Origin of the sequence: Siminovitchia terrae (genome assembly GCF_003605405.2) — a bacterium.
Taxonomy (GTDB): domain Bacteria; phylum Bacillota; class Bacilli; order Bacillales; family Bacillaceae_C; genus Siminovitchia; species Siminovitchia terrae.
In genome coordinates this window covers 246,167-262,888 of sequence record NZ_QYTW02000001.1, presented here as the reverse complement: position 1 = coordinate 262,888, position 16,722 = coordinate 246,167, and the positions used below count along the sequence as shown (strand labels likewise).

Here is a 16,722-nt window from a genome sequence, read left to right as displayed (position 1 = left end):
CCTAGTGCAAGCGAAGCGAAAGGACGTCGCTGTCTGAGCCTGCCGACGGACAGGAAGTCCTAGTACGGCCGGCGCCACAGGATGTGGTGTTTTAATATCATTCAGCAGAAATCTTCCACTTCTGTAAGTGATGAGGTGAATTTTCATATTGTTATTCCATTCAGTGGGGGTTCAAACCCCGGCTGAATAAAGTCAAAGTCTCCGGCGGATGCCACAGATTTTCAGAGGAAATTTATCGAGCTTAAGCTCGATAAAATCTGGGCGCAAATACGCCAAGGCGCATTTGATGGTTGCCAGCGCTTGTCGCTCCTATGCAACCACCTTTCTTTTTCAATTTGTATAAAAGTTATCCATTTAATTTCATACAAATTTGACGATGTTTTAACAATATTTATTCAATATAATGTATTTAAAATTGTAAGCACTTGCAAAAAAGGGGGCTTTTATATGTTGCCATTCAGCTATGAAGAATATCAACACAGGCTGGAACAGACGAAGAAAAAAATGTTGGAGAAAGGTATCGAAGTATTGCTCATCACGAACCCAGCGAATATGAACTACTTATCCGGGTACAACGGCTGGTCATTTTATGTTGATCAACTGCTTGTTATCATCATTGACGAAGAACAGCCGATCTGGATTGGCAGGCATATGGATGCCAACGGTGCAAGGGCAACGACTTGGCTGTTTGATGAACGCATCATCCCTTATCCTGAATCCTATGTGCATTCGGAAAAGCATCCCATGGAGTTCGTGGCGGATATTTTACATGAAATTGGACTATCGAGCCGCAGGATAGGGCTTGAAATGGAGTCTTACTATTTCTCGGCTCTCGCTTATGAAAAGCTGAAACAAAGTCTTCCAAATGCGACGTTCAAAGATGCCAGTTTACTCGTTAACCATGTTCGGCTGATCAAGTCGGACCAGGAGATTGAGTATATTAAGCGGGCTGCAAAAATAGTTGAGAAAGGCATAGATGCAGCAGTGGAAAATATTGCGGCAGGCGTTCGTGAGTGTGATGTGGTTGCGGAAATCTATAGAAATCTTGTTTCCGGAACGCCGGAATTCGGCGGCGATTATCCATCGATCGTTCCGATGCTTCCATCAGGGGAAAATACTTCAACGCCGCATTTAACTTGGACGGATAGACAGTACAAATACGGTGAAATGGTCATTATTGAATTGGCAGGCTGCCATCAGCGTTATCATTCTCCATTGGCAAGGACGGTTTCCATCGGCCAGCCGAGTGAAGAAGCCTACAATGTTTCACAAATTGTTGTTGAAGGGTTGAATACGGCGCTTGAAGCGGTCAAACCTGGAGTTACCTGTGAAGAAGTCGAGCGTACTTGGAATAATGTCATTAAAAAATACGGAATCGAAAAAGAATCGCGCCTTGGCTATTCGATGGGCTTGAACTATCCACCGGATTGGGGTGAGCATACAGCAAGTATCAGGCGCGGAGACTTGACCGTACTTGAGCCGAACATGACTTTTCATATGATTCCGGGCCTTTGGTTTGATGACTATGGAATAGAAATCAGTGAATCGTTCCGGGTAACGGAAACTGGCTGTGAAGTATTAGCCGACTATAGAAGAGAATTAATTATTAAGGAAGATTTGGATTTAACTATTATTAGTTAGGAGGTGGGGAAGTGTATATTTTTACAGAATCAGAGATTAAGCAAATGATTGAGCTTGATAAGCAGATCATTCCTGTCATCGAGGATGCTTTTACTCAGTTGGCTGTAAAGGATGTCATCATGCCCCCGATCATGAGAGTGGATGTAAAGGAAAATAATGGAGAAGTGGATGTAAAGACAGCTTATATTCCTGGTAAAAACATGTTTGCCTTGAAGGTTTCTTCTGGTTTCTTTAATAATTACAAGCTGGGCCTACCCAGTGCAAACGGGTTGATGATGCTGATTAGCACTGTTACTGGCGAGCCGAAAGCGCTGCTGTTGGATAACGGCTATTTGACGGAGATCCGGACGGCAGCCGCCGGTGCCATTGCAGCAAAACATATGGCGAAGGAAAAAGTTCAAACGGTGGGGGTCATCGGAACAGGTGCACAGGCAAGGTATCAATTGAAAGCGCTGGAATTGGTCCGTGATTTCGAAAAAGTATTGGTTTACGGGCGTTCTCTTGATAATGCCCAAAAACTGCAGGCGGATATGGAAGACATTTTGAGTACGGATATCCAAATTGCCGAAGACGCCGAAACCGTTGTTCGCAACAGTGATATTGTAGTGACAACTACACCTGCCACTGAGCCTCTGATCAAAGCGGATTGGCTCCATCCGGGCCTTCATATTACGGCCATGGGTTCCGACGCGGAAGAAAAGCAGGAACTTGAAGCGGATGTGCTAAAAAAGGCAGACCGCTTTGTCTGCGACACGAAAGCACAATGTGCAAGACTTGGTGAACTGCACCATTCTATTGAACAAGGTTTTATTTCAGAGGATGCACTTGTCATTGAATTGGGAGAAGTGACTTCTGGTAGAAAAGCAGGAAGAGTAAGTGAGCAGGAAATCACCGTGTGCGATTTGACGGGGACTGGAGTCCAAGATACAGCGATCGCCCTGCTGGCATTTAAACTTTTAACAGAAAAAGAAGGAATCGGTATACAGATAGATAACAAGAAGTCTCTTCATTTTACTTGAGCAGCAGCGGGACGGGGGTTAAAACATGATCACGGATAAACAGACAATCATTGAAGAAGCTCGGGCGATAGCAAATGAATTAAGCGAATGGCGTCGCCATCTTCATCAATACCCTGAATTGAGTTTTAAAGAATATGAGACGGGGAAATTCGTGAGAAGTAAATTGGAACAACTTGGGAATGTCGCTATTCAGACAAACGTTGCCAAAACTGGTGTTGTCGGCACGCTTTCTTCGGGAAGCAGACCGACCATAGCCATCCGTGCTGATATGGACGCATTGCCTATTGTTGAGCAGAACGAACATGATTTTCGATCGAAAAGAGAGGGCGTGATGCATGCTTGTGGTCATGACGCCCATACGACGATTTTGCTCGGCATTGCCAAGATTTTTTCTGATAGATTCAGAGAAGGGAAATTATCAGGCACGGTGAAATTTTTATTCCAGCCTGCCGAAGAAGATACGGATGAGGAAGGTTTGTCAGGTGCTCCGAGGATGATCCAGGAAGGCATCCTGGATGGGGTGGAAAAAGTGATCGCTCTTCATGTCTGCCCCTGGCAGCCTGTCGGTGTGATTCAGGTCAATGACGGATACAGCATGGCCAATGTTGATGTGTTTCATGCGAAAATCATCGGGTCAGGGGGGCACGGCGGTTATCCGTACATGACAAAAGATCCGATTTGGATGCTTGGCTTTGTTTTACAGGCATTTTATGGATTGGTTTCAAGGAGAATTTCTCCGCTTGATACGGCGGCAGCCAGCATCGGGAAAATAAGTACCGGAACAGCAAGCAACATTATTCCGGAAGAAGTATCCATCACCGGCACACTCCGGACGTACTCTCCCGAAGCGAGGGAGCAGCTGATCAAGGAAGTTGAAAATGTCTTTAAAATAACCGAATCGTTTGGCGGAAGCAGTTCCTTCACTGTTGAAAGAGGCGAACCTGCATTAAAAAATGACCCTGCTGTTAATACAGTATTAGTACAGGCGGCGAAAGATTTGTATCCGGAATTAAAGGTGGTAAGAGAACCTTTTGGAATGGGTGGGGAAGACTTCGGGTATATGACGCAAAAAGTTCCGGGGGCCATGTTTTTCTTAGGCTGTTCGCTGGGAGACCGAAAAAAACGGGACCTTCACACCAATATTTTTGATATTGATGAACGTTGCCTGGAAATGGGAGTTTCTATTTTAGCTGAAACAGCAATGCGTTTTCTGGCTGAAAAAGACGGTTCATAAATACACCTTGAAAGGCGTGATGACCTTGTCTACAAAAGTAAAGGGTAGGGAAATGTACCTCGCCGGTAAGTGGGTCGGGAGCGACCGAACGACGGAGGTTCTTAACCCTCAAGATAATTCGCTTATTACAACAGTCCCTGCGGCTACTGCAGAAGATATGCTGTTTGCGATAGAGGAAGCGAAAAAAGGAGCGAAAATAGCCGCAAACATGCCCGTTTACCTCAGAATGAGCATTATCAACAAAGCAGCGGACTATATTAAAGAGAGAAGCGAAGCATACGCAGTGACTATCTCTCAAGAAGGAAGCAAGACGATAAATGAAGCAAGGAATGAGGTGAAACGCTGTATCCAGACGCTGAGGCTCAGCGCGGAAGAAGCGAGGCGGATCAACGGTGAAACAATTCCATTCGATCAATCTGAAAACGGAGAAAACCGAGTCGGCTATTTTTACCGTTTCCCGATCGGAGTCATCGGCGCCATCACTCCGTTCAACGATCCGTTGAATCTGGTTGCCCATAAAATTGGTCCGGCCATTGCTTCAGGAAATGCGATTATCGTTAAGCCGGCAACAATGACTCCGCTAAGTGCTCTTTTACTGGCAAAAGCTTTCGATTATGCAGGACTTCCTGAAACAATTCTATCTGTTGTGACAGGGAGCGGCAGGGATGTCGGTGATGTGCTTGTCACTCATCCGGGTGTGCGGATGATATCTTTTACAGGTGGCTTGGAAACAGGTGAAAGCATTGCGCGAAAAGCCGGATTGAAAAAACTGAGTATGGAGCTTGGGTCCAATTCTCCGGCAATTGTTTTAAAAGATGCCGATATCAAAGAAGCGGTTGATGCATGCGTATCAGGAGCGTATTCTGCAGCAGGGCAAAACTGCATTGGCGTCCAAAGAATTCTCATTGAAGAAGAAGTTTATGACGATTTCAAATCTTCCTTCCTTCAAAAGACGGCGCTATACAAATATGGGGACAAAAGCCTTGAGACAACGGACATGGGGCCTCTGATCAATGAGAAGGAAGCTATCAGGATTGAAACATGGGTGAATGAAGCGATTGACATGGGAGCAGAGCTTTTAGTCGGGGGGAAAAGGGAGGGGGCGTTCTATTCTCCGACTGTATTGGAAGATGTTCCAGATGCCTGTACAATCGCCCGTGAGGAGATTTTTGGACCTGTTGTATTGTTATATTCAGTCCCGGATTTACAATCGGCTATTAAAAGATCAAACGATGTTAACTTTGGACTTCATGCGGGTATTTTTACGAAGGATATTGAAAAAGCATTTTCCGCTATTCATCAGCTCAATGTCGGAGGTATCATGATCAATGACAGCGGTGATTACCGGATTGACGGTATGCCGTTTGGCGGCGTTAAGGGCTCCGGATTAGGCCGGGAAGGCATCAAATTCGCCATACAGGACATGACCGAACCGAAAGTGGTCAGCTTCAAACTTCAGAATGTCCGAACCCAGTTATAGATATTTAACTTCATTCAGCAGAAGTCTCCCACTTCTGTAATTGGTGAGATGAATGCATATTGGTATTCCATTTCAGTGGGGTTCAAACCCCGCCTGAATAAAGTTAAAGCCTCCGGCGGATGCCACAGATTTTCAGAGGAAATTTATCAAGCGGAGCTCGATAAAATCTGGGCGCAAATACGCCAAGGTGCATTTGATACTAACTAAGTGGGGAGCATCCTATGAAGAAAAGAACGAAGCCAAGTTTTATGAATAGTACCTTTTGGATTTCAGCCAACATCGTTTTTTTAGCCGTCCTTTGGGGAGCGGTAGATCCGGCAGGCCTGTCAAAGGCGGCAAATGCTGCATATGAATTCACAACGAATACTTTTGGATGGTTTTACCTGTTAGCCGTACTGTTTATTGTCGTATTTCTTATTGGATTGGCTCTTAGTAAATACGGCAGCTTGAAGCTTGGAAAAAATGATGAAAAACCAAAGTACTCCTTCTACACATGGATTGGCATGCTGTTCAGCACCGGATTTGGTGCAGGGCTTGTTTTTTGGGGAGTTGCCGAGCCGATGAGCCATTTTGCCAACAGTCCGTTGGCAATGGAGGGAAAGTCCCCTGAAGCGGCAAGAGTCGCCATGCAGTATTCATTCTTCAACTGGGGTGTACATCAATGGTCTGTGTTCACCATTGTCGGTTTAGTGTTGGCCTATTTCCAGTTCAGGAAGGGTGAGAAAGCGGAAATCAGTACGACATTGAACCCGTTGATCGGGAAAAAAGGCAAAAACGGAATTCGGAAAACGATCAATATACTGGCTGTCATTGCAACGGTGATGGGAGTTGCTACTTCATTGGGCATGGGGATTTTGCAAATCAACGGCGGGCTGGACTATTTATTTTCAATCCCACAAAATACCCCGAATCTCTTGATCACCACCGCTATTTTACTGGTAATGTACCTTACTTCAGCGGTCACTGGCCTGGATAGGGGAATCAAAATTTTAAGCATATTAAACTTAAGTATGGCATTGGGATTGGTCGTTATCGTCCTGCTATTGGGGCCGACTAGATTTATACTTGAAAGTTTTACTTTAGGAATCGGCGACTATATCCAGAACTTTTTCGGCATGAGTTTGGCATTGTCACCCTACCAAGGAAGCTCTTGGACGAAAGAATGGACGATCGCCTATTGGGCATGGGTCATTGCCTGGTCTCCATTTGTCGGCGCATTCATCGCAAGGATTTCACAGGGAAGAACAATCCGGGAATTTATTTTCGGCGTATTGATTGTTCCTCCGTTGATAGCTACGATGTGGATCGGAGTTTTTGGAGGCACTGCAATTCATATGGATCTTTTCCAAGGCGGCAATATTGCGGATGCCGTTCAAGCTGATGTGACAAGTGCTTTGTTCGCCACATTCGGGAACTTCCCGATGAGTACTGCTCTTTCAATTGTATTTATTTTGCTGATCGTCACATTCTTAGTCACTTCGGCAGACTCGGCCACCTTTATTCTAGGAATGATGACTTCAAACGGTGACCTGAATCCATCGACTTTGGTAAAAGTGATCTGGGGTGTGCTCATGTCGGCGATTGTAGCGGTTTTAATCATCAGCAGCGGCCTTCAAGGATTGCAGACGGCATCTCTCGTTACAGCACTTCCATTTACTGTAATATTACTACTTATTACCTATTCCCTGATCAAAACAATCAGGGAGGACCACAACCCGAAGATCACATCAGTGCCTGAATTTGTAAGAAAAAGAAAGGCTCAATAAATTTTATAGGAGGAATGCCACGTGGCTATGCAAATTAAGAATGACGCACAATTAAAATTTGAGGAACTTACTGAACTGGATAAAAAGCACTTTTTACATCCGTCCACTTCCATTAAACAGCATATGGAAAACGGACCAGGGGCTATTTTTACAGAAGGAGAAGGAATCTATTTAAAAGATGTCAGGGGCAGAAAGTTGATTGACAGTTTATCTTCCCTCTGGAATGTGAACATCGGTCATGGAAGGGCGGAGCTGGGCCAAGCAGCAGCAGAACAAATGGCAAAGCTTGCTTTCAGCTCAACATTCGCAGGGAACAGCCATGAACCTGTCATCGAACTGGCAAAAAAAGTGTCGGAATGGACGCCTGGAAATCTGAACACGACTTTCTTTACATCCGGTGGGTCAGAATCAAACGATACCGCATTTAAAACAGTCCGCCATTACTGGAAAGTGAAGGGACAGCCGAATAAAACAAAAATTATTTCCCGCAGCCTTTCTTATCACGGAGTTGCGATGGGAGCGACGAGTGCGACAGGAATTGAGCCGTTCAGAGAGTTCACAACCTCTTTGGCACAGGGCTTTTTATATGTCGACTCATCCATCGAATCGTTGAAAGACTTGATTGAAAAAGAAGGTGCAGAAAATATTGCTGCATTCATTTCTGAGCCGATCCAAGGATCAGGAGGCGTCAACCCGCCGCCGGAAGGTTATTTTAAAGAAGTCCGTCAAATCTGTGATGAAAACGATATTTTGTTCATTGCGGATGAAGTCATTTGTGGATTCGGAAGAACAGGCGAGAAATTCGGAATGGATTTGTTTGGAGTGGTTCCGGACATCATCTGTATGGCTAAAGGGATTTCAAGCGGCTATGCTCCGATTGGCGGAATGGTCATTTCCGACAAAATCAAAAATGAGTTGATGGAAAACTACGAAGGCAACTTCTGGCATGGATACACATACAGCGGACATCCGATGTGCTGTGCGGTTGCATTAAAGAACCTGGAAATCATTGAAAATGAGAACATGGTTGAAAATGTCCGAAACATGGGAGAAGAACTGCAAAAAGGGCTTAAATATCTTGAAGAGACGCATGTAATCATGGGTAACCGCAGGGGAATCGGCCTGCTGGGCGCCATTGAATTCTTTAAAGATTTAGAGGCGGGAGAAAGGTATTCAGAGCCAGTTTCTACAAAAGTGGTCGCCAAGGCGCTTGACCGCGGGCTCCTGGGCAGAAGCATTGTCTATGGCGGCCAGGATACATTGGCATTCGCCCCTCCGTTCTGCATCACTAAACAAGAAGTTGGGACAATGATTTCCATAATTGATGACTCTATTGTTGAAGTAAAGAAAGATTTATAAGATAAAATCCGCAGCCGAGATTTGGCGGCGGATTTTGTTTTGGGAATCGGTCTTGCAAGACGGTTAGTCATTTGAAAAAGTGGCCTGAAGGTGGAAAGTAAAACTGGAGTAACGGACAGTAGGTCTTAAAAGTGAGAGCAGCAAATCGTGAAAGTGAGAAGTATAACCCACAAGCGGAGGACCGCTCATTATCAGGTAAACTAATAGAGAGCACTCCTTTAGAAAAGATGCCCCTTAAAACTAAATGAACAAGCTCCGAGCTCAAAGTCCGGAGCCTTCCTTACTTTTTATTGTTTCACTTCCGTCCAAATCCTGTCGTATAAAACCGTAGTTTCTCCAACATCTCTCGCATATTCGGAGCGTTCGAAGAAGTCCTTCGGAATGCTCATTTCTTCTTGGATTTCCTTGGAAAGCAGCTTGACTGCTTCTTTATTAGGGTTGCCATATGGGTACGCTTCGGAAATTTCCTTGCTTATTTCCGGCCTTAGGACAAAATCAATGAACTTTTCTGCGTTCTCTTTATGTGGTGCTCCTTTTGGAATTACGAAATTATCCTGCCATAGGAAGGATGCTTCCTTTGGAAAAATGATTTCGATATTTGGATTTTCACGTTTCGCTAACGCAGCTTCGGCACTGTACATGATGCCTGCTTTTGCTTCTCCTGTAATGAGCAGGCCTTTCGGATTGTCGCCATCAAATGCTTTGATGTTCGGTTTTAGCTTTTTCAGCATCTCGCCAGCTTCTTCTATTTGTTTTTCATCCGTATTGTTAATTGGATATCCTTTGATGGCCAGCATGGCGCCGATTGATGCGCGATTATCTTCCGGCATAACAAGGCTGTTTTTGAACTCAGGATCGAATAAATCATCATATCCTTTTACCCCTTTTTTGACGATCTCCTTGTTGACGGCGATGACAACAGCCCCCCATAAATATGGAACAGTGAATTCATCATTCGGATCGGCAAATGTTCCTGTAAAATCAGGATCCAAATTCTTCAAGTTAGGGATATTGTCTTTATTGATTTTTTCAAGCATATCCTCTTTTGCTAACATTTCAATAAAAAACAATGTGGGAACAGCGATATCATATCCGAGGTTTCCGCTGCTTAGCTTGGCATACATTTCTTCGTTGGAAGAAAATGTGGTGTAATTCACTTTGATTCCTGTTTCTTTTTCAAATTTCTGTATGACGGATTCGGGCAGGTATTCGGACCAGTTAAAAATATTCAGCATCTTTTCATTCGATTTACTGTCTGCTCCCGATGATGAATTTGTGCCGCAGGCGGACAAAAATAATGAAGCCATCAGTACGAGAGTTATAGTTAGTATGCCTAGTTTGCGCATTGTTAAAAGCATCTCCTTTCGCCGTCTCATGAAGGTACAACTGTGAACTCTTTATCCCGGTACACTTCTTTTCCTTCAAATAAAGTCAGTAACACTTTCGCCTGATGGATATTGGCTTCAGGCATTTTAAATAAGTCTTGGTCAAGGACGATGATATCTGCTTTTTTGCCTTTTTCAATGGATCCCGTCAGATGATCCAGCTTCAGAGAATAGGCACCGTTGATTGTAAAACTTTCGATCATGTTTTCAAGGGTAGTTCTTTCTGTCGGATTATTGATCAGATGATCACCGGATTTTCCAATTTCGGTTCGGGTCACGCCCAACTGAATAGCGTTTAAAGGATGAAAGTTCATTGTGACTGGATAATCGCTGGCGGAAGCAGCTACAATCTCTTCATCGATTAGGCTTTGCATCGGATATTGCCTTTCGGCCCTTTCCTTCCCAAGGTAAGGTTCTTCGATATCAAAATAGTAGCTTGGCTCCTTCATAAACCAGTATGGATTAGGGACTGCTACTACGTTTAACTTTTTCATTCTGCTGATGTCTTCGGGGTTGACCAATTGCAGGTGGGTAATGGCATGGCGGGAATCGAATGGTTCTTCCTTGATTTGCGCATACTCAAGCCCGTCTAATGCGATTCTTGTGGACGCATCCCCGATGGAATGAATATGGATTGTAAACCTTTCCTGATGCAGCCTGGCTACTGTTTCTTTGTAGATTTGCGTATCCCACACGAGCTCACCGTGTGAATCGATATGTTCATAGGGTTCTTCGAGATAGGCGGTTGCCCCTTCGACGACACCGTCTATAAAAAATTTTGCCGAATTCGTTTGGAAGTAGGTTCCTGAACTATGTTTCTCTCTTTCAGCTATCAGTTCTTCTACTTGATCGTTCCCTTTTTCCGGATCGACAAAGAGAGAGTTCCTATATCTTATTGTCAATTTTCCTTCCTTCTCCAATTGACTATATGCGTCAAGGGCGTTTCCGTTTCTCATGAACGGCTCATGTACAGAAGTAATTCCACAAGCAGCAGCTATTTTTTGGTAGAATAAAATTCCTGCTTTATATTGCTCAACTGTATATTCAGGAATGTTGTTTGTGACGAGATTCATCGCACTTTCGCGCAGTGTTCCTGAAGCTTCCCCTGTTACAGGATCCCGTTCGATCACTCCACCTTTGGGATTGATGGTTTCCTTCCCGATCCCTGCGATTTCCAATGCTTTTGAATTGACCCAAAGTGAATGGTGATCTTCCGAATACAGGCAAACAGGAACGGTTGGAACAATATTATCCAGAATTTCTTTTCTTGGACCGTTTCCTGTACCGATCGCGTTCCCCCAGCCTACGCCAATAATGACTTCGATATCGGGCTTATCGTCCAGATATTTTTTTACAGCATCAGCCGCCTCCTGCTGACTTTCGCAGTCATTCAAATCGACAGTAAAGAGTGCTTCCGCTCCCCCCATACTCACATGAGCATGGCTGTCAAAAAATCCAGGCAGAACCATTTTTCCTTTAAGGTCGATGAGCTGAGTATTATCACCTTCAAATGCCTTTACATCTTCATTCGTGCCGACGATCAGTATTTCACTGCCGGTAATTGCAAGAGCCTCGGCGCGGCTTTTATCATTGTCGATGGTATTTATACTGCCATTGTAAAGAATAAGATCTGCAGATGCGGCCATTAAAATCTCCTCCAATTTCACTAGTTGTGAAACGCTTACAAAAAATATTAATTTGTTGGGTAAACACCGTGTCAATCTTTCTATTTCGTGTGTTTTGAATAAAACATTGAGCCCACCCCATGTTTGTTGTATAACTAAACTTACCGGTCCTGTTCGAAAAGAGAGGTTTTTGAGATGAAAATTGGGGAGTTCTCCAGAAAATTCAATGTGACAATTGATACAGTTCGCCACTATATTGAGATGGGCTTGTTGATCCCAACAAAGGAAGGAGCCCATTACTTTTTCGACTCAACCTGTATAGCGGATATGGAATTAATCGTCAAATTAAAGCGGTTGCAATTTACTTTGCAGGAAATTCATAAGGTCCTGTCTTTGAAACGGGTCACCCATTTCGTCGATATTCAGGAAATAGATTACTATTTGAAAGTATTGATAGAAAAGAAACAGGATCTCCTTAAAGAAAAGGAAAAAATAAATCGGTCTCTTCAGTTGTTGGATGAAAAAATTGAATCCGTCCACAAAATCAATGTTAGAACAGCAGAAACTGGTGTGCCATTGTTATTTTTATCGATGTTTTACTGTCCGCATTGCCAGGAAGCTCTCCATGCCACTGATGCTTTTATCAAAGATCAGTATGTACTGAAGGGCTCCCTTCGTTGCACCTGCGGATATGAAGCGGCAATCAAAGATGGAATCATTGTTACTCCAAACCTTAGTACGTTGCCTCAGAACGAACATTATATTTATGATCAGCAAATGATTGAAGAAGTCACACCAAGCTTTATCAGCTTGCTGGAAAAGGGAAATCAATGGATTTACAAGAAGATGCTAAGAAATGATTATTCTAATAAAGTGATATTGGAGACAAATGTAGAAACATATGTATTCCCGCCCAAGCTTCTATATTCTCTATCTCCGAGTGCGCTTTATGTGTTTTGCGGAAATAAGGTAGAGATGCTGAGGAAATTAAAAAGGAAAATCGAGCATTTCAATCCAAAATTAAACGTTCTTTATATCGTCAACAGCCAGTTGGATCTGCCTTTTAAGCATCAATCAATCGACGTTGTCATTGATGTTTTATCATTCAATGATTTTTCCTTGTTTAATGACTATCTTCCATTGGAAAAATTATCTCCCTATTTTAAAAGAGAAACGGCGATTTTCGGTTATAGCATCTTTTATGAGAAGAATGCTCAATCGAATAAAAGGTTGTGGGAGCTTTATCCAAACGGACACATCCAAAACATACAGTCATCCTTTCTAGGAAGCAACCTTACAAGCGGAAGCTTTAAGTTAAAAGAAAGTGAGCTTTTGGGATACACTGAAAATCCCGGGGAATATATCGATTATCATTATAAAAATGAAAAATTGTATTGTATGGCGTATGCGGGGGCAAGGTTTCAACATGTATAAATTACGCTAGCAAGAAGAACTGTTGTTTTAAAGGATGTAACACCTTAAGTGGTTTGGCACTATCAGCAAAAGGTGAAACTCAATTGATGAGATGCCAGCCTTATCAAAGTTCATTTTATGCTTCCCTGTATTCCTGAACAGGTCATCGGCCATTTTTTTTGCTAAATATCTGATTTTTCGGTTCCTTCTCTCAGTGTACAGACGTTGCATATTTATTTGTCAGTCGTCAGTTAAACGTAGTATTAAATAATTGTGAAAAATATAACTTTTTAGTAGTATATGTATATTGCTGAAATGAGGAAGAGATATCGTATTGGGAAGGATGGCGTGTAAGTTGAAGAATGTATATTCAATAAAAGTAGTTTTCGGTGACACAGATGCAGCGGGGATCGTTTTTTACCCAAATTATTATCGGTGGATGGACCAAGCTACACATGAACTAGTTAATAAAGCGTATATGTCGGTTTCGCAGTTACAAAAAGAAAAGGATATCATTCTTCCATTGGTGGAAACATTTTGCCAGTTTAAGAGTCCTTTGTTTTTTGAAGATCAAGTTGAGGTTCACTCACAAATTGTAGAAATGAAAAACAAGGTAATAAAAGTGGAGCATGTGTTTAAAAAAGGAGACAATATTGTGGCTTCAGGCTATGAAATAAGAGCTTGGGCTTCTCAAGCAGAGGGTGCTCCAAAAGCTGTCTCCATTCCGCAAGATGCGAGGGCTGCGTTAGGGTTTAATGAATGAAAAGTCATATCGTATAAAATATCCGGGGGATTTCAGCAAAAATCCTCCGGATATTTTTGTGTGTCAATTGAACATCCTTTAAAACAGTACCTCCATCTTAAAGAGGTTATTTTAGCTATCGAACCTTACCTATCCGCAATTTTGCGGAAATGTAACTGCTTAATTACTTAAATTCAAGGTACAAATTCCCAAAAAATAGTGATAATATATTTTTGAATAGTCGGAATTTAAGAAAATTAAAGGGGTTATTGCCTTTTAGTGATGAATAATTTATTTCAAAATCAATCAGAGAATAGGAGGAGCTAATGAGAAGCAAGGAAGTTGTTGTACTTGATGGAGTACGAACTGCATTTACAGCGTTTTGCGGATCCTTCCGTGAGATTACAGCGATTGATTTAGCGGCAGAAACAGCGCGAGAAGCAATGAAGCGATCGGGAGTAGAGCCAAAATATATGGGGATCAGTCCAGTTCCGGCAATCCTTCAAGCACTCGAAAAGGCAAATATAAAAATAGGGAATCTTGACTTAATAGAAATTAATGAAGCATTTGGTGCGCAATATTTAGCCTGTCAAAAAGAATTGGACTTTGATCCAACAAACGGAAACGTAAATGGCGGTGCAATCGCTCTTGGTCATCCCCTTGGGGCAAGCGGAGCCAGAATTAGTCTCTCTTTATTATATGAACTGAAAAAAAGAAATAAAAGGTTTGGTGCTTCCGCATTATGTATTGGAGGAGGACAAGGGATTGCGGCTATTTGGGAATCGCTTTAATCATCTATTGGAAAGGAGATTCTTAAACATGAAGGAAAAAATGGGTCATTTATCCGTTTCCGAATTACTTGAAAGCGTCTGTCAAACAGCTCCGGGACACGAAGTATTATTTGATGGCTATAGCAGAATGTCTTACAAAGATCTCAGAGAACAATCTTATTCTTTGGCAGCTTCCCTCCAAGAAATGGGAATTAGACAAGGTGATAAAATAGCTGTCTGCTTACCGAACTGGAATGAGTTTATTGTGATCTATTTTGCTGTTGCTCATATGGGGGCAGTGATTGTTCCTTTTAATATAAGATATCGTATAAATGAGGTGGAATATATCTTAAGAAACTCCGAAGCAAAAGCTGCTTTCTTGACAAATGAGTTTGATGGAGTTAACCACCTTGAACAGTTTACAAAAGCTTACCAAGGAGTGGATACACTTAAAGAATTAATTACCGTAAGACATTCGACAGACGCGTTTGTAAGCTATGAACAACTCGTGCAAAAAAAAGAAAGTCACTTTACCCCTCCCATCATCCTTCCAAAAGAAGATGTATTTTCGATCCTATATACTTCGGGTTCAACAGGTCCGCCAAAGGGGGCCATGCTGACCCATGCAAATGTAGTCGACACCGCCGTAATTACTGCTGAACAAATGGAATGTACCGCTGAAGATGTGTTTTTTGTAGCAGTTCCTGTTTTCCATGTATTTGGGATGGTTCCAAGTATTCTCAGTACAATATCTGTTGGTGCCCGCATGGTTCTGCTGGATCATTATAAAGCTAAAAAATCGTTGGAATTGATTGAGTCTGAAAAAATAACAGTAAAACATGGCGTACCAACGATGTTTATTCTTGAATTAAATCATGAAGATTTTTCAAAGTATGATCTATCTTCACTTAGAACTGGAATTATAGCTGCTGCCCCATGTCCCGTTGAAATAGTAAAACGAATCCGGCATACAATGGGGTGTGAAATAATGGTTGCTTATGGATTAAGCGAAACTTCACCAACGCTTACGATGACGAGCTTTGACGATAGTGATCTTGTACGGGCTGAAACAGTTGGAAAAGCACTTCCGGGAGCAGAAATAAAGATAGTCGACGATAATCGAAATGAAGTGATGAATGGAGAAGTGGGTGAAATTGCCTGTCGCAGCTTTGGAGTAATGAAAGGATACTGTCATATGCGTGAACAAACGAAAGAAGCGTTAGATGAAAACGGCTGGTTTTACACAGGAGATTTAGGAACAATCGACCCGGAAGGGAATCTTCGTATAGTCGGCAGAAAAAAAGAAATGATTATCCGGGGCGGCTATAATATTTATCCAAGGGAAGTGGAGGAAGTATTTTACAAACATCCTGATGTCCTAGAAGTAGCTGTTGTTGGGCTACCAGACACTGTGCTCGGTGAAATAACTTGTGCGTGCATTAAATTGAAAGCGGATTCAAAAACGAGTGAGCTGAGATTACTTCAGTTTATTAAAAATGAAATCTCAGATTACAAAGTGCCGGATAAAATTATTTTAATGGATGAGTTTCCGATGACAGCCAGCGGAAAGATCAGGAAAATTTCATTGCAAGAACAGTTAGCTGAAAGCTTACAGGGAGAACTTAGATAACTATAATTTGATGTGTTGTTATTGAAAGGGACTGCTAGGGAATTACTTATATTCCTATGATTCTATTAAGGACAATTTACAAACAAAACCTCTAATGAAGCAATTGGAATCTGTTCCATTTAATTTCATTCAGCAGGAATCTTTCACTTCTATAAGTGGTGAGATGAATGCATATTGGTAATTCCATTCAGTGGGGGTTCAAACCCCTGCTGAATATAGTCAAAGCCTCCGGCGGATGCCACAGATTTTCAGAGGAAACAATCGGGCGACGTTTCTCGTCGCCACCGTCTAGAATGAAAACTGATTCTAACCTTATGAGAGTTTATCCCTTTATTATTCTGATAATAATGAATGTAACAACAATACAACCAGGCTGAAAAAATTTTGGTGGCCCTTTNAAAGCCTCCGGCGGATGCCACAGATTTTCAAAGGAAACAATCGGGCGACGTTTCTCGTCGCCACCGTCTAGAATGAAAACTGATTCTAACCTTATGAGAGTTTATCCCTTTATTATTCTGATAATAATGAATGTAACAACAATACAACCAGGCTGAAAAAATTTTGGTGGCCCTTTTAACAAGGTACCCTGTAGAGGAAACTGGTTATGGCAGATTGAAGAACCGTCTATTGTGCATAGAGCACGTATACAAAAATTTTA

At 42.4% G+C, this 16,722-nt stretch carries 14 protein-coding genes; 12 read left to right on the top strand and 2 right to left on the bottom strand.

Translation table 11 applies throughout. From position 1 onward, the window contains the following. Window positions 1-447: 447 nt before the first annotated feature. Genes D5F11_RS01275 through D5F11_RS01250 form a run of 7 tightly spaced genes read left to right on the top strand, consistent with a single transcriptional unit; the run spans window position 448 to window position 8,499 of the window. A complete protein-coding gene (locus D5F11_RS01275; protein WP_120119388.1) occupies window positions 448-1,641 on the top strand; it encodes a M24 family metallopeptidase in 1,194 nt (397 codons plus the stop codon). Between the two features lie 11 nt (window positions 1,642-1,652). Further along, complete coding sequence (locus D5F11_RS01270) at window positions 1,653-2,660, top strand: cyclodeaminase (protein WP_120119389.1); 1,008 nt, start codon at window positions 1,653-1,655, stop codon at window positions 2,658-2,660. 25 nt (window positions 2,661-2,685) lie between these two features. Beyond that, window positions 2,686-3,894 carry a M20 metallopeptidase family protein gene (locus tag D5F11_RS01265; RefSeq protein ID WP_185830430.1) on the top strand — a complete coding sequence of 403 codons (1,209 nt, stop codon included), beginning with the start codon at window positions 2,686-2,688 and terminating at the stop codon, window positions 3,892-3,894. 19 nt (window positions 3,895-3,913) lie between these two features. Continuing rightward, window positions 3,914-5,374, top strand: coding sequence for an aldehyde dehydrogenase family protein (locus D5F11_RS01260; RefSeq protein WP_373316038.1), 1,461 nt, complete (start codon window positions 3,914-3,916; stop codon window positions 5,372-5,374). Window positions 5,375-5,422: 48 nt separating this feature from the next. After that, on the top strand, window positions 5,423-5,581 hold the full coding sequence (locus tag D5F11_RS25780) for a hypothetical protein (protein WP_185830429.1): 159 nt from the start codon (window positions 5,423-5,425) through the stop codon (window positions 5,579-5,581). Between the two features lie 14 nt (window positions 5,582-5,595). Beyond that, window positions 5,596-7,140: a BCCT family transporter gene (locus D5F11_RS01255; protein ID WP_120119391.1), complete on the top strand. Its 1,545-nt coding sequence runs from the start codon at window positions 5,596-5,598 to the stop codon at window positions 7,138-7,140. Between the two features lie 27 nt (window positions 7,141-7,167). Further along, on the top strand, window positions 7,168-8,499 hold the full coding sequence (locus D5F11_RS01250) for an aminotransferase family protein (RefSeq protein ID WP_120119398.1): 1,332 nt from the start codon (window positions 7,168-7,170) through the stop codon (window positions 8,497-8,499). A gap of 287 nt (window positions 8,500-8,786) precedes the next feature. Here D5F11_RS01250 and D5F11_RS01245 read toward each other — a convergent pair whose 3' ends face one another. Further along, on the bottom strand, window positions 8,787-9,845 hold the full coding sequence (locus D5F11_RS01245; protein ID WP_120119392.1) for an ABC transporter substrate-binding protein: 1,059 nt from the start codon (window positions 9,843-9,845) through the stop codon (window positions 8,787-8,789). 26 nt (window positions 9,846-9,871) lie between these two features. Next, on the bottom strand, window positions 9,872-11,530 hold the full coding sequence (locus D5F11_RS01240) for an amidohydrolase (protein WP_120119393.1): 1,659 nt from the start codon (window positions 11,528-11,530) through the stop codon (window positions 9,872-9,874). A gap of 174 nt (window positions 11,531-11,704) precedes the next feature. On the opposite strand from D5F11_RS01240, the gene D5F11_RS01235 reads away from it, so the two are divergent. The 5 genes from D5F11_RS01235 to D5F11_RS01215 all read left to right on the top strand — a co-directional run bounded on the left by D5F11_RS01235 (window position 11,705) and on the right by D5F11_RS01215 (window position 16,441). Further along, window positions 11,705-12,943, top strand: a complete 1,239-nt coding sequence (locus D5F11_RS01235; protein WP_120119394.1) for a MerR family transcriptional regulator — start codon at window positions 11,705-11,707, stop codon at window positions 12,941-12,943. A gap of 334 nt (window positions 12,944-13,277) precedes the next feature. Then, entirely contained in the window at window positions 13,278-13,685 is a 408-nt protein-coding gene (locus D5F11_RS01230; protein WP_245998011.1) for an acyl-CoA thioesterase, read from the top strand. A 305-nt stretch (window positions 13,686-13,990) separates the two neighbouring features. Further along, window positions 13,991-14,455, top strand: coding sequence for a thiolase family protein (locus D5F11_RS01225; protein ID WP_120119395.1), 465 nt, complete (start codon window positions 13,991-13,993; stop codon window positions 14,453-14,455). Between the two features lie 28 nt (window positions 14,456-14,483). Then, window positions 14,484-16,064 (top strand): class I adenylate-forming enzyme family protein, encoded by a 1,581-nt coding sequence (locus D5F11_RS01220; RefSeq protein WP_245998010.1) that lies wholly within the window; start codon window positions 14,484-14,486, stop codon window positions 16,062-16,064. 167 nt (window positions 16,065-16,231) lie between these two features. Continuing rightward, window positions 16,232-16,441, top strand: a complete 210-nt coding sequence (locus tag D5F11_RS01215; RefSeq protein WP_126646473.1) for a hypothetical protein — start codon at window positions 16,232-16,234, stop codon at window positions 16,439-16,441. Window positions 16,442-16,722 lie beyond the last annotated feature (281 nt).

Coding starts and splice junctions, on each gene's coding strand:
- D5F11_RS01240 (WP_120119393.1), bottom strand. CDS start 11,530: ATGGCCGCATCTGCAGATCTTATTCTTTACAATGGCAGTATAAATACC.
- D5F11_RS01275 (WP_120119388.1), top strand. CDS start 448: ATGTTGCCATTCAGCTATGAAGAATATCAACACAGGCTGGAACAGACG.
- D5F11_RS01215 (WP_126646473.1), top strand. CDS start 16,232: ATGCATATTGGTAATTCCATTCAGTGGGGGTTCAAACCCCTGCTGAAT.
- D5F11_RS01225 (WP_120119395.1), top strand. CDS start 13,991: ATGAGAAGCAAGGAAGTTGTTGTACTTGATGGAGTACGAACTGCATTT.
- D5F11_RS01245 (WP_120119392.1), bottom strand. CDS start 9,845: ATGCGCAAACTAGGCATACTAACTATAACTCTCGTACTGATGGCTTCA.
- D5F11_RS01235 (WP_120119394.1), top strand. CDS start 11,705: ATGAAAATTGGGGAGTTCTCCAGAAAATTCAATGTGACAATTGATACA.
- D5F11_RS01220 (WP_245998010.1), top strand. CDS start 14,484: ATGAAGGAAAAAATGGGTCATTTATCCGTTTCCGAATTACTTGAAAGC.
- D5F11_RS01265 (WP_185830430.1), top strand. CDS start 2,686: ATGATCACGGATAAACAGACAATCATTGAAGAAGCTCGGGCGATAGCA.
- D5F11_RS01260 (WP_373316038.1), top strand. CDS start 3,914: ATGACCTTGTCTACAAAAGTAAAGGGTAGGGAAATGTACCTCGCCGGT.
- D5F11_RS01255 (WP_120119391.1), top strand. CDS start 5,596: ATGAAGAAAAGAACGAAGCCAAGTTTTATGAATAGTACCTTTTGGATT.
- D5F11_RS01250 (WP_120119398.1), top strand. CDS start 7,168: ATGCAAATTAAGAATGACGCACAATTAAAATTTGAGGAACTTACTGAA.
- D5F11_RS25780 (WP_185830429.1), top strand. CDS start 5,423: ATGAATGCATATTGGTATTCCATTTCAGTGGGGTTCAAACCCCGCCTG.